Below are 13,372 nucleotides of genomic sequence, written 5' to 3'. Positions count from 1 at the left end.
GCGGCAACTTCCTCGCGGCGGGCCTTTAGCGCGTTCACGCGCAGATCCATCGGTGCGCGGTCAAGCAAGGACGCTTGTTCGGCCTCGTCAATATGCGGGGAAAACAACGGCTTTAGCCATTTCGGCAAAGCGCCACCTGTTGAGCGCGCCTCAGCCGGGTCGATGACCGCGGGACCATAATCACTGCCGTCAAATAAAGCCGCGAGCTCCGAATCAGCATCCGCCATCGCGGCAAACGCCGAGCGCGCGGTTGCGGGACGCTTTCCAAACCGCCGTATGACGCCCCACGCCAAATCGCGCACAGCGCGGCGGTCTTTTGACCCCGCATAGCGCCGCTCGGCGAAAAAGCGTTTGGCAATCTGGTCCGCGGATGCACCGCCGTCGCGGGCCGCAAGAATGATTTGATCGACCAATTCTATGGCCGATTGCAGGCGCGCAGCGGGCCTCATGCCTTATCGCGTCGGATAATTGGGCGCTTCGCGTGTAATTGTAACGTCATGAACATGGCTTTCCCGTAATCCGGCATTGGTGATGCGCACAAACTGCGCGCGTTCCTGAAGGTCGGCGATCGTGCGCGAACCTGTATAGCCCATAGCCGCCTTTACGCCGCCCACCAGCTGGTGAATAACATCGCGCGTGGGTCCCTTGTAAGGCACCTGCCCTTCAATGCCCTCTGGAACCAGCTTAAGCTGATCCTTGATATCTTGCTGAAAATAGCGGTCGGCCGAACCACGCGCCATTGCCCCGACGCTGCCCATGCCACGATAGCTTTTGTAGGTGCGTCCTTGATACAGGAACGTGTCGCCCGGGGCCTCTTCGGTGCCCGCCAGCAATGATCCGACCATCACCGATGACGCACCCGCCGCGAGCGCCTTGGCAACGTCACCCGATGTCCGCAAACCGCCGTCGGCTATCACGGGTATCCCGGATTTTGCAGCTTCCGCTGCTGATTCCATAATGGCCGTCAATTGCGGCACGCCAACGCCTGCAACGACGCGGGTGGTGCAGATGGAACCGGGGCCAATGCCGACTTTAATGCCATCTGCGCCTGCGTCGATTAGCGCCCGGGTGGCGGCGGCAGTGGCGACATTGCCGGCAACAACCTGAACCTCAGGCGCCATACGTTTGATTTCAGCGACTGCCGCGGCAACCATGGCACTGTGGCCATGTGCTGTATCGACAACAATCAAATCGCATTCAGCATCAATCAACGCCTTGGTATACACCAGGCCCTTTTCGCCTACGGTAGTCGCCGCTGCAACGCGCAACCGACCGGAACCGTCCTTGGTGGCGTTCGGATAGAGAACGGCCTTCTCGATATCCTTAACGGTGATCAGTCCAATGCAATGATAGGCATCGTCGACGACGAGCAGCTTTTCGATCCGTCGTTGATGCAGCAAACGCCGCGCTTCTTCCTGCGAGACCGAAGCAGATACCGTCGCCAAATTTTCGTGCGTCATCAATTCGGACACAGGCTGCGTCGGGTTTTCGGCAAAACGAACATCGCGGTTGGTCAATATCCCGGCAAGCTTGCCGCTCGCCTCAACCACCGGAATACCGGAAATCGCATTCGCCAGCATCAGTGCCTGTGCTTCAGCCAAGGTGGCGCTCGGCGCGATGGTGATGGGGTTCACGACCATACCGCTTTCAAAGCGCTTTACCTGACGGACAGCAGCGCATTGTTCTTCGATGGTTAAGTTACGGTGCAAAACGCCAATCCCGCCAAGCTGCGCCATGACAATGGCCATGCGTGCTTCAGTCACGGTATCCATCGCAGAAGACAAAACAGGAATGTTAAGCGAAATGCTTTTGGTAAGCCGCGTTCGCGTGTCCGCTTGGCTCGGTAAAATGTCCGACGGCCCGGGCTGCAACAGCACGTCGTCAAATGTCAGTCCGAGGGGAATTTCTTTCATGTGGCCACCGCTTTAAGCTTTGATTCGTGGCGGCCCATGTAAACAGTAACCCTTTTATTCGCCAGCCTTCTTCGATTTATATTTTCGCGTGTCGGCAAAGTAACGGCCAAGCGCAATGTGCAGGTCGGTATCTTCGGCTGCACCGCCCAATTCGGTGCTGTCGGTCAACTCGTCATTTGGGCCATGATAGTCACTACCCAAAAATTTCTGCAAAAGATCAAGGTCCGCAAACGATCCGCCAACCATCAGTGCCGGAACGCCCTTTTGCGTCAGCGCCCAACCGTCTTGCCGTTGAATGAAAGCATTGGCGTTGGTAGAGCTTTCAATCATACGCCCCGTCTTTTTGGCAATAGCCTCGACCGCAGAATCCAGCGGCGTTGTGCCACGACCAATGATTGCTACTTTAGACCCCCGGGACGCGATGGCGATGGTGTCGACGTTTAACGAAAGGATAATCTGATCCAGCGGGAGCACTGGCTTTTGTGCAAAGGCATATGCGCCAAGCAAGCCGCTTTCCTCGGCTGTGGTCGCCACAAAATAAATGTCACGATCATGCTTCTTCTTTGCCAATGCCTTGGCCACTTCGTTCATCACCGCGATGCCGCTGGCATTATCGACCGCCCCATTGCAGATGCGATCCGGCGCGCCCTCTGGCGCGCATATACCCAAATGGTCCCAATGGCCCATATACATCAAAGCGCCACTGTTCTTTTTACGGCCCGGTATTTTACCGATGACATTCGAGCTGTTAAAACGATAAATATCTGTTTTAACATTGAAGTCTGCATCTATGCCAAGCGATTCTCCGACATAATCCGCTTGTTTTGCGTGGGCACGTAACGTGTCCCAATCCTGCCCTGCGGCAGTAACCAAGCCTACCGCAAATTCGCTTGTAACAGCACCTTCAAGTGACGCCCGCGTCTCTCGGCTTTCAAGCGCTATCGGACGCGACAACAGTAACCGGCGCAGCGATGGCCAACTGCCCTTGCTGTCGCCCACAAAGATAATGGCTTCCGCACCGGCCGCGACCAATGCCTCACGCCGCGCTCTGGGGGACTTCATCTTGTCCGGGACATTTTCGGCATCAAACAGGACGAGGACCGCCTTGCCCACCACATCGGCGCCAACAGTTCCATCGGACTTTACGCCCATGCCTGCGAAAACGAGCGGCAGGTTGCCACGCACATATTCCGCCTGCTTGCCAATCAGAACAATGTCATCCGATCCAACGCGCAATTTCCGTCCATTTGCATTAAAGCTGTAACCAAAACTGTCCTGCCCACGTTGAATGAGCGGTACCGGTTCAAACCAGCCGCCATCGGCAGCAGCGGGTTTTAAGCCTGCCTGCGCCCATTGCTCGGCAATATATTTGACCGTTTTGGCTTCACCTGCAGTACCCGGTTTGCGGCCCTCAAAATCATCGCTGGCAAGAATGGCAATGTGCGCGCGCAAATCGGCCTCAGTCACAGCCTTGGATAGAACTGGGCTTGCCAAAAAGCCCACAAGACCGACTAAAATAGCTGAATGTACAAGCCGCATGATGGTTCGCTCCGGACTAAGACACGACGTCACCCATCGCATGGCGGGAACGTTCTACCTTCAAATTTGCTCGGTACATGCATCAATTCAATCATGCGACCCCTAATTCGACATAGCCGACCTCGACCCGACACCTAACCAAATGCAAAAAGCATCCGATCCGCAGTTGAGGCAGCGCAATTGATCAAGACGCTTGGCGAAATCGGCGGATTGGCGAAAGAGCCACTGGCCATGAGCGATAAACAGGCATAACGCTAAAAAACTGCGAAATAGCAGTCTTGAGCATTGGCCGCCGAGCGACTGAATCTGCAGAAGGCCTTCCACCTGGCAGCTGAGGGTTTTGGTGCGGTCTATGGTTTCGCGTTTCGAATTTTTGGGAGTGCTACAATGGCAGAATGGCTCGACACAATATCTACTCACTGGTTCTGGCTTTCACTTGGCCTTGTGCTCGGCGCAGCTGAAATGGCCTCGCCATGGCGATACCTAATGTGGATCGCCCTGGCAGCGTTGATCGTTGGCGGATTGGACTATTTCCTGCCCATTACCGTTGCGTATCAGGTTGCAATGTTTGTCACTTTGTCGGTGATTACTGTCTTTACCGGCAAGAAATTTATGCAGGACAAATGACACAAAACGCCACGGCCGTGACAGCTGACAGGGTGCGCGAAATGTCGGCCTAAATATGTTTGAGGCTAAGGCGGTCTGGCGCAACAAATGTCCGCCGTGCCTGAACCGAAAACAGCCGTTCTTTGGAGTAAAACCGAAGTGGCAAATCACGGCTTCCTCGCTCCGAAAGAAGTAATGCGTTGACTGCCTTATACAACGGCAAGTCGTGCCCCACTTCTGCTAAATGGGCTTTAACTGCTGCAATATATACCTGCGTAATCGTGTGATGATAGCCCTGCGTATCGTCATTCACCCCGCCAACCGCTGCGTTATAAGCTGCAATAATGAGAGGCAGTTCGCGTTCGGTATCAATGTCACCTCGCGCGCGCACCAGCCAACTACACGCGGCCAGATGCGCCTCATGCGTCCACGCCTCACGCGGCGGCTTTGCCGAAAGCAAGCCTTCACCGATGGCTTCAATCGACGCGTCATCCTTGAATAAGCGCACTTCGAATTTAGACATGTGCCGGACGAACAATTGATCCGGTCATGTTCGGACGGGTTAAGCTGCCTTGGGCGCCGATTGTTTTACGCCTTCATCGACATGGTCGGTAAATTGCGCAAAATTGTCGATGAATTGCTGCACCAATTTTTGCGCAGTCACATCATATTCCGCGCTGTCTGCCCATGCGGAACGTGGGTCAAGAATGCCACTGTCGACACCTGGAACCGCCACCGGAAATTCAAATCCAAAGTTGGGGTCCATTCGGAATTCTGCATTATTGAGGCTGCCGTCAAGCGCAGCATTGAGCAGCGCGCGCGTCGCTTTAATCGGCATACGGCTAATGCCCGGCATCGTGGCCTTACCGCCTGTCCACCCCGTGTTAACCAGCCAGCACTGTACCTTACCCTTGGCAATGCGTTCCTTTAGCAAATTGCCATAAATGCTGGGATGACGCGGCATGAATGGCGCGCCGAAGCAGGTGGAGAATGTCGCCTCCGGTTCAGTCACACCAATCTCTGTTCCAGCCACACGCGCTGTGTAACCTGACAGAAAATGATACATCGCCTGATCGGGCGTAAGCCGCGCGATGGGCGGAAGCACGCCATATGCGTCAGCGGTCAGGAAAATGATCGTGTTGGGCACTGGCCCCATATTCTTTTCCGATGTGTTCGGAATGAATTCAATTGGGTATGAACCGCGGCTGTTTTCCGCAAGGCTGTTATCGTCGAAATCAAGCTCACGCGTTTCTGGGTCAATAACGACATTTTCGAGTACAGTGCCGAAACGCTTTGTTGTAGCAAAAATCTCCGGCTCGGCTTCAGGGGACAAACGAATCATCTTAGCGTAGCAGCCGCCTTCGAAGTTGAACACAGCGGTGTCCGACCAACCATGTTCATCGTCACCAATCAACGTGCGGCTGGCGTCGGCTGACAATGTTGTCTTGCCCGTGCCCGACAGGCCAAAGAAGACGGCAGTATGGCCATCGGCGCCGATATTGGCCGAGCAGTGCATGGGCATCACGCCCTTTACCGGCAGAAGATAATTGAGAATGCCAAACACGGACTTTTTCATTTCACCCGCATAAGCAGTGCCGCCAATGAGAATAAGCTTCTCAGTAAAGTTGACCGCGACAACCGTTTCGCTGCGGCAACCATGACGTGCAGGGTCTGCGCGGAAACTTGGTAAATCGATGATTGTATATTCAGGCACAAAGCCAGCTAATTCATGCTGTGTGGGCCGAACAAGCAACGTGCGAATGAAGAGGTTGTGCCAAGCAAATTCGTTGATCACGCGGACGTTAACACGGTGCTCTGGTTGCGATCCACCGAACAGGTCAGCGACGTATAATTTGTCCTTGCCGCCCAGAGCAGCGATAAAATCCTCTTTCAATACAGCAAAATGTGCGGGATCCATCCCCACATTGGTTTTGCCCCACCAAATGCTGTTTTCGGTTTCGGCATCGCGAACAATATATTTATCCTTTGCCGAGCGCCCCGTATGCAAGCCGGTTTTGACCACTAACGGGCCATCCTTGGCCATTATCCCCTCTTTATTCGCAAGCGCTGCCTCAACCAGCTGGGCGGTGCCTAAATTGCAATGCAGCTCTGCATCTGTGCCGAAACCCTGTTGTGAAAGTGCGATATTCAGTGGTGTCGACATTGGCTGCTCCGGCGAAAGTTGCGAATCTGGTGCATACGTATGCACCGAGGAAGGTGCCGCCGGTATACGATGCGTAGAGCAAGGTCAAATGCGGGGCGGATGGATTTGACGAGAAAAACGTTATCCACGGAAGACTTTGCCTTTAAAGAGCAATGCATTGAACCCAAGCCCTTGCCTGACTATAACCGCGGGATGAGTGCCCATATCGCCTTGGTCGACGATGACCGGAATATCCTAACCTCTGTGTCCATTGCGATGCAGGCGGAAGGATATGTGACCCGGATTTATTCGGATGGAGAGACTGCGTTGAAGGCACTGCTGGAGAACCCGGCTGATTTGGGTATTTTCGATATCAAAATGCCCCGGATGGACGGGTTAGAACTGCTACGGCGGTTGCGCGAAAAAAGTGACATGCCCGTCATTTTCCTGACATCGAAAGATGAAGAACTCGATGAAGCTCTTGGCCTTGCCATGGGCGCCGATGATTACATCACGAAGCCATTTTCGCAGCGTTTGTTAATCGCACGCGTGAAGGCCATTTTACGACGCGCAACCTATGACAAGGCTATCGTTAATGGCGAAGCGGGATCCGAACCCGAACCAATGAAGCGCGGAAATCTGGAAATGGACCCAGCCCGCCATCAGGTCAAATGGGATGGGCGGTCGCTTATGCTGACTGTAACAGAGTTTATGATCCTGGAGGCGTTAGCTATCCGACCAGGCGTTGTCCGCACCCGCGACCAATTGATGGATGCCGCCTATCAGGACGATGTTTATGTCGATGATCGCACCATCGACAGCCACATTAAAAGGCTACGCCGTAAATTCCGAGAAATTGACCCCGAATTCACCGCAATCGATACGCTTTATGGGGCCGGATATCGCTTCGCCGACAGTTGAGCCCGCTGATCTACAGTTGGGATGGAGCCGGGGGTTATCGCTAACCACCCGAATCCTTGCTGTAAACCTGTTCGTTTTGGCGTTGCTCGGCGCCGGGCTATTTTTCCTCGACAGCTACCGCGTGCGGTTAATTGCCGAGCGCGAACAGACCGCGCGCAACCAAGCCACTTTTTTGGCCCACAGCTTGCCTCTAGTCGCCCAAGAAAACAAAGCAGCTTATGTCATCCAGTTCGGTCAGCAAAACCAATCGCGCATTCGCATTTACGACCAAAAAGGTACTAAGATCCTCGATAGTTTCGCCAATCAACGGCCGACCTATGTCCTTCGCGACCCAGACCGTGAACCATGGCTTAAAGTCGCCGCGCGCGGGATTGACCGGCTATTCGACTTTCTAGTAGGCGCTCAGGCGCTTCAACCGTTTATTGAACCCAGATCCGACACGAAAGGAGCTTGGCCGAAATTAACCACCGCTAAGCCATCCAAGGCTGCATCAGAGGTGCGTTTTGCCCCTGACCTAACCCATATGATCAGCGCGGCGTCGCAATCTCCAGACCGAAGTTACACTGTACTCACTACATCGAACGAGCGCGATATCCGGCTCTTTGTCCGTGACGAACGGTTTAACGTCGGCATGTTTTTCTTGTTCGCGCTGGGTATTGGTGTTTTACTATCGACATTTCTGGCCCGCACGATTGTGCGACCCTTGCGCCATCTCTCTCGTGCCGCGGTCAAGGTAAGGCTCGGACGGGCGCAAGAGGTTACGGTCCCGCGCCTGCCCTCGCGCCGCGATGAGATTGGCATGTTGGCCCGCGCTTTGTCCGACATGAGCATCGCCCTTCGCCAACGCATTGACGCAACCGAAGCATTTGCGGCGGATGTCGCGCATGAAATCAAAAACCCTCTGGCGTCGCTGCGATCTGCGCTGGATGGCGCAGAGCGGATTGACGATCCAAAGTTGCGCAAACAGTTGATGGACGTCGCGAAAGCGGACGTTCAGCGGATGGACCGTTTAATAAGCGACATCTCCGACGCGAGCCGTGTGGACTCGCAACTGGCCAAGGCAAAGTTCGAGCCCATTGATCTGGGCGATATGATCGAACAATTGCTTCAGGCGCGTGAGGATAGGGCCAGCGACAAAAATGTGACCATTGCGTTCGCAAGGCCGCGAAGGTCGATCGCTACGGTGATGGGTGAAGATTTTCGGCTTGAGAGGATGCTGACCAATTTAATCGACAACGCGGTGTCCTTTTCGCCGCGCGGATCAGTGGTCGAAATCTCCGCAACACTGGCCGACGCCGAAGTTATCATCCGCATTAGCGACGAAGGGCCAGGCGTCCCGGCTCAAGAACGCGAGGCCATTTTTCGCCGTTTCCACAGCGAACGGCCTGCATCAGAGAATTTCGGCAAGCATAGCGGGCTTGGTCTCGCAATTGCCCGCACAATCATCGAAGGGCATCATGGCCGCATCATGGTACGCGATCGCGTTGATGGTAAGGACGGGGCATGCTTCGAAATCGCGCTTCCCTGTGCCAAAACGGCGAAACGCTAATGACGACGATGGTTCATGGTAGCGCGGTCGCTATAGGCAGCCTTGGTGTGCTAATACTTGGACCATCTGGAAGCGGAAAGTCCGATTTGGTCCTTCGCTTGATTGACCGCGGCGCCAAGCTGATCAGTGACGACGTCCTGCATATCCAAAGCGCCGATGGCGTTCCCCTATTGGCTTACGCGCCCAGCATAGCTGGAAAAATTGAAGTGCGCGGCATAGGAATCTGTTCTGTCGAATATGAGGTTTCCGCCCCGCTGCGCCTCGTCGTCGAATGTGCAAAGGATGTTGACCGCATGCCCGCCGAAGATATGCGAACCACAATCGCTGATTTTTTGGTGCCGCTGGTGAAGCTTGATCCATTTCAGGTCAGCAGTGTGCTAAAGGTCGAACTGGCGCTTCGCTCGGTCGTTGAGGCCGGGCATCTGCCAGTGGAAAAACCCCTACCATTGCAATTGAGAGGGTAAAATCTTGAAGCCAAAAAAATCTTCAGAACCCCAGAAAATCTTGTTGATCACGGGTGTGTCCGGCGCGGGAAAAACGACCGTGCTTAAAACACTGGAAGATTTGGGTTGGGAAACCGTCGATAATTTCCCGATTAAACTCGCTGCACAATTACTCAAAATACCAGCATCGGGCGGCGAAGACGGTCCAAATACCCCGCTGGCGCTTGGATTTGATAGCCGTACCCGCGGTTTTGATGCTGGAGCATTAATTGAGCAAATCATGGCGCTGCAGACTCAGCCTAATCTAGAAATTATGACATTATTTCTCGACTGTGCTGGCGTGGAAATCGAACGCCGCTACGCCGAGACACGTCGCCGCCACCCTATGGCGCAGGACCGACCTGCGATGGACGGCGTGGCGATTGACCGCCATCTGATGGAACCATTTCGCCGCTGGGCGGAAACGGTGGTGGATACAAGCAAGCTGTCTGCGCATGATTTACAGCAGGCTATCCGCCAGCAGTTTACGAGCGCAACGACTCCACATTCGATCATCACGGTCACGAGTTTTGGTTTTTCCCGCGGGGTGCCGCACAACGCAGATCTTGTCTTTGACCTCCGGTTTCTGCGTAACCCCTATTGGGACAGCGCTCTGCGCCCAATGACAGGGATGGATGCAAGCGTTGCAGAATATGTTGCGGCGGACCCCAAATATGACGAAGCCATGCAGAAGATCCGAGACTTGCTCCGCTTCCTGCTGCCGCTCTACGACGCACAGGGTAAAGCGTATATCAACATAGCATTTGGTTGCACCGGCGGACGTCACCGATCTGTGCATGTGGCCGAAACATTTGGCAACTGGTTACGCGAAGACGGGTTCGCTCTTACGGTGTCACATCGCAATCTGACGTCAAGACCGATTGACGCGCTTGAGGAGCCTGCTAACGGCGCAAACAGTATTACGTCGCGACAGGACAGTAAAAGCACATGATAGGTTTGATTTTAGTCACGCATGGTAAACTCGCAAGCGAGTTTCTTGTCGCCCTTGAACATGTTGTCGGGTCGCAAAAGAACGTTGCGACCATCTGCATCGGGCCGCATGACGACATGGAAGCGCGTCGCAATGAAATTGCCGCCGCAATCAAAACCGTCGATACAGGCAAGGGCGTGATTATCTTATCCGACCTGTTTGGTGGCACGCCATCGAACCTCGCAATCTCTCTGCTCGATAGCGGACGTGTCGAGGTTATCGCGGGCGTGAACCTCCCAATGCTTATCAGGCTCGACAGCGCTCGCAAAAATCTGGACGTAAAAGAGGCTGTAGCGACCGCCCGCGAAGCCGGCCGCAAATATATCAGCGTTGCTTCGGAAGTACTTGAGGCATCGCGGTGACACGCCTCAGCAGGACAGTAACGATCGTCAACCAAAAAGGCCTGCACGCCCGCGCCAGCGCCAAATTCGTAACGTTCGTGAACCGCCTGCCTGAGGGAATTAAGGTTGAAGTCGAAAAGGACGGTCAGTCGGTCACGGGCACGTCAATCATGGGCCTGATGATGCTCGGCGCGGCACAGGGCAGCGAAGTCATCATCCATGTTGAAGGCGAACAGGCGGAGCTCGCCATTGAAAAGCTTGTCGGTCTGGTTGTTGACGGTTTTGGCGAAGACTGATGCGCCGGGAGATTACCGGATTTTCAAATCCGCTGCTGAAGGAAATCCGCGGGCTGCGTGAGAAAAAATTGCGCAAGCGCGCAGGGCTTTTTCTAGCAGAAGGGCTGCGGATCATGACTGAGGCGCGGGAGGCAGGTTTTCTCCCCGAAATGCTGTTTCGTGTCAAAGACCGGCCGTTACATGACCTTGAAGTTACGCTGGAAGCGGAGGTGCTCGACAATGGCGGCGACGTTATCGAAACGAGCGCGGACATCATGGTCAAGCTGTCGGGCAAGGACAATGCTCAAGCCGTAGTCGGCGTCTATCGCGACCATGGGACCGCCTTGGCGGATGTTGACCGTGGCATCGCACCCATATGGCTCGTTGCCCAATCGATGCGCGACCCCGGCAATCTGGGCACGATGTTGCGCACCGGTGATGCCGTCGGCGCTGGTGGTCTTATCTTGATTGATGATTGCACTGATCCCTTTTCCGTCGAGTCCGTCCGCGCGAGTATGGGCGCGATTTTCACACAAAAGGTGGTGCAATGCCGGTGGGACGAATTCACCGATTGGTTGCGCAGCGGCGAAGGCCAATTGGTTGGCACCAGCCTGCAAACCGATACCGATTACCAAACCGCTCGCTACAGCGCGCCGTGCTTTATCTTGACGGGGAATGAGGCGCAGGGCCTGCCCGACGACTATGAAAGCCAGTGTGACCTGCGCGTCAAAATGCCGATGCAAGGCAAAGCAGATAGCTTAAACGCTGCTGTGGCGACCGCTGTGATGGCCTATGAAGTTTTGAACCAGTTTCGGCATTCAAACGCAGGATAATCGCAACCGGAGCGTCAATTCTTATGCCAAGCCTTCGCGCTGATCGGCGATCGGTGTCGCCGTCTCACCTTCGCCATAACGCGGCAGCGCCTCAACCAATGGAACCTCTTCCAAATCCCGCTTGCCGGTTTCGATATTCAGGTCCGCAAATTTCCGACCCGTCGATATGACATTGCGTTCGAAGCTGCCGACGAATTTGTTGTAATTGTTCACCGCCGACGAAAGCCCGCTACCGACTGATTTCAGATGTTGCGCCGCAACGGCAATCCGGTCGTACATTTCCTTACCCAGCGCACCAATTTGCTTGGCTTCGCGCGCGAGTCCCTCTTGGCGCCAGACGCTGGCAACGGTTCGCGCAATCGCCACAAGGTTGGTTGGCGTCGCGAGGAGGACCTTCTTTTCGAAAGCAAAGTCCCACAATCGCGGTTCATGCTCAAGCGCAGCTGCGAGGAAATGCTCACCAGGGACAAACATGATGACATAATCAGGGGCTTCGGAAAACTGATCCCAATAGGCCTTGCGCGACAAGCCCTCGATATGGTTTTTCATCGACTGCGTATGGCGCGTCATTGCAACAGCGCGGACATCATCGTCCACGGAGTCAAACGCGTCCTGATAATCGTTTAACGATACTTTGGCATCGATGACCAAGGTGCGCCCACCAGGAACATGTATGATCGCATCAGGCCGCAACCTTAAGCCGTCGCCGACATCAATGCTTGCTTCCAAATCGAAATCGACATGCTCGGACAAGCCGCAACTTTCGAGCACATTTTTCAATTGTTGCTCGCCCCAACGCCCCCGCGCCTTCGGCGCATTGCGTAGTGAGTTCATGAGCCCAGAGGCGACGCTCGACACACGCTCCTGACCGATGCGCATTTCACCAATCAGGCCCTTTAGATCACCATAGGCCTCGGTCCGGTCCTTCTCGATTTTGCCGACCTGCTCTTCATAAGCTTTGAGTTTGTCACCCACTGGCCCAAGAAGCTGCTTCAGCCGCTCTTCGTTCTTCTCGCCAGCTTGGTGAAAGCGTTCGTCGGCGCGTTGCAGGAACGCAGCCTGCGCCTCGCCCAATAACTTCTGTCCAATTTCGCCAAATTGCGCGGACAAATTCTCTTTCGCATCACCAAGCGCCGCGATCTGTTCTTCAAAGCTGCGCTCGCGCTCCTCCAAACTCGTTTCAAGCCGTGCCAATCGGTCCCTGGCGCTGTCTCGTTCGACGACCACCTGATCGAGCATCGCGCGCAGTTGGCTCGTCGTTTCAAGCCCTGCTTTGCCCGCACGGCTACCAGCAAACCAACCAAGCGCCAGTCCACCCAACAATGCAAAAATAACAATGACAATGACAATTAACGGCTCCAACGGCCAACTCCAAAATAAGAACGAAAAAGGAACATAGCCCGTGCGGTGCAGAGGTCAAGTGGCTTCAGAAACGGTCCGTTGCGACTTTTTGACACGGGCATAGCTCATCATACTGAATGGTAGCATTCCGGCGTATAAGATACCAACGCCAATGAGGGCTACCCAAGGCGCGGCCACCAAAGTCGCTACAAACAAGCTAACCGCGGCGAGCGCCATAAAGCGAACGCTGCGCCGGATCTTAATCGACGACCAGCTATAGGTTGCAACATTGGAAACCATCAAAAATGCACAAAGCAAAAGCCATGGGGCAAGGAGGCGATAGTCACGCACCCACTCTGCACCCGTCTCAAACCAGATCATCATCGGCAGCAGTGCCAGCGCGGCGCCCGGCGGCGATGGAACGCCTGTATTAAATCC

13 protein-coding genes and 2 pseudogenes are annotated in these 13,372 nt (G+C 54.8%); 8 read left to right on the top strand and 7 right to left on the bottom strand.

What is annotated here, in order from left to right; translation table 11 throughout:
* The 3 genes and pseudogenes from QE270_RS07515 to QE270_RS07505 all read right to left on the bottom strand — a co-directional run.
* A pseudogene (locus QE270_RS07515) lies at positions 1-449 on the bottom strand (RsmB/NOP family class I SAM-dependent RNA methyltransferase); the annotation flags it as partial.
* 3 nt (positions 450-452) lie between these two features.
* On the bottom strand, positions 453-1,913 hold the full coding sequence (guaB, locus tag QE270_RS07510) for an IMP dehydrogenase (RefSeq protein WP_300037493.1): 1,461 nt from the start codon (positions 1,911-1,913) through the stop codon (positions 453-455).
* A 54-nt stretch (positions 1,914-1,967) separates the two neighbouring features.
* Complete coding sequence (locus tag QE270_RS07505; protein ID WP_300037490.1) at positions 1,968-3,452, bottom strand: M28 family peptidase; 1,485 nt, start codon at positions 3,450-3,452, stop codon at positions 1,968-1,970.
* Between the two features lie 387 nt (positions 3,453-3,839).
* Between QE270_RS07505 and QE270_RS07500 the strand changes: the two genes are divergently transcribed.
* Positions 3,840-4,079, top strand: a complete 240-nt coding sequence (locus QE270_RS07500) for a hypothetical protein (RefSeq protein WP_300037487.1) — start codon at positions 3,840-3,842, stop codon at positions 4,077-4,079.
* 49 nt (positions 4,080-4,128) lie between these two features.
* Here QE270_RS07500 and QE270_RS07495 read toward each other — a convergent pair whose 3' ends face one another.
* Complete coding sequence (locus tag QE270_RS07495; RefSeq protein WP_300037484.1) at positions 4,129-4,581, bottom strand: hypothetical protein; 453 nt, start codon at positions 4,579-4,581, stop codon at positions 4,129-4,131.
* Positions 4,582-4,620: 39 nt separating this feature from the next.
* A complete protein-coding gene (locus QE270_RS07490) occupies positions 4,621-6,222 on the bottom strand; it encodes a phosphoenolpyruvate carboxykinase (protein ID WP_300037481.1) in 1,602 nt (533 codons plus the stop codon).
* Between the two features lie 192 nt (positions 6,223-6,414).
* Between QE270_RS07490 and QE270_RS07485 the strand changes: the two genes are divergently transcribed.
* Genes QE270_RS07485 through QE270_RS07455 form a run of 7 tightly spaced genes read left to right on the top strand, consistent with a single transcriptional unit; the run spans position 6,415 to position 11,593 of the window.
* Entirely contained in the window at positions 6,415-7,122 is a 708-nt protein-coding gene (locus tag QE270_RS07485) for a response regulator transcription factor (protein ID WP_300037479.1), read from the top strand.
* Complete coding sequence (locus QE270_RS07480) at positions 7,091-8,671, top strand: ATP-binding protein (RefSeq protein ID WP_300037476.1); 1,581 nt, start codon at positions 7,091-7,093, stop codon at positions 8,669-8,671. Before QE270_RS07485 ends, QE270_RS07480 begins: the two co-directional genes overlap by 32 nt.
* Complete coding sequence (locus tag QE270_RS07475; RefSeq protein WP_300037473.1) at positions 8,671-9,135, top strand: HPr kinase/phosphatase C-terminal domain-containing protein; 465 nt, start codon at positions 8,671-8,673, stop codon at positions 9,133-9,135. Before QE270_RS07480 ends, QE270_RS07475 begins: the two co-directional genes overlap by 1 nt.
* 4 nt (positions 9,136-9,139) lie before the next feature.
* Positions 9,140-10,105: an RNase adapter RapZ gene (gene rapZ / locus QE270_RS07470; protein ID WP_300037470.1), complete on the top strand. Its 966-nt coding sequence runs from the start codon at positions 9,140-9,142 to the stop codon at positions 10,103-10,105.
* Entirely contained in the window at positions 10,102-10,506 is a 405-nt protein-coding gene (locus tag QE270_RS07465; protein WP_300037467.1) for a PTS sugar transporter subunit IIA, read from the top strand. The genes rapZ and QE270_RS07465 overlap by 4 nt, the downstream gene beginning before the upstream one ends.
* Positions 10,503-10,781: an HPr family phosphocarrier protein gene (locus QE270_RS07460; protein WP_300037464.1), complete on the top strand. Its 279-nt coding sequence runs from the start codon at positions 10,503-10,505 to the stop codon at positions 10,779-10,781. The genes QE270_RS07465 and QE270_RS07460 overlap by 4 nt, the downstream gene beginning before the upstream one ends.
* Positions 10,781-11,593 carry an RNA methyltransferase gene (locus tag QE270_RS07455; RefSeq protein WP_300037461.1) on the top strand — a complete coding sequence of 271 codons (813 nt, stop codon included), beginning with the start codon at positions 10,781-10,783 and terminating at the stop codon, positions 11,591-11,593. The genes QE270_RS07460 and QE270_RS07455 overlap by 1 nt, the downstream gene beginning before the upstream one ends.
* Positions 11,594-11,614: 21 nt before the next feature.
* Here the strand turns inward: QE270_RS07455 and rmuC are convergent, their stop codons facing one another.
* Positions 11,615-12,955, bottom strand: coding sequence for a DNA recombination protein RmuC (gene rmuC, locus QE270_RS07450; protein WP_300037458.1), 1,341 nt, complete (start codon positions 12,953-12,955; stop codon positions 11,615-11,617).
* 54 nt (positions 12,956-13,009) lie between these two features.
* Positions 13,010-13,372, bottom strand: a pseudogene (locus QE270_RS07445) (CDP-diacylglycerol O-phosphatidyltransferase); the annotation flags it as partial.

The sequence above is a fragment of the Sphingorhabdus sp. genome, assembly GCF_029865925.1.
In the GTDB taxonomy this organism is placed as follows: Bacteria; Pseudomonadota; Alphaproteobacteria; order Sphingomonadales; family Sphingomonadaceae; genus Sphingorhabdus_B.
This window is presented reverse-complemented; position numbering and strand designations above follow the sequence as displayed.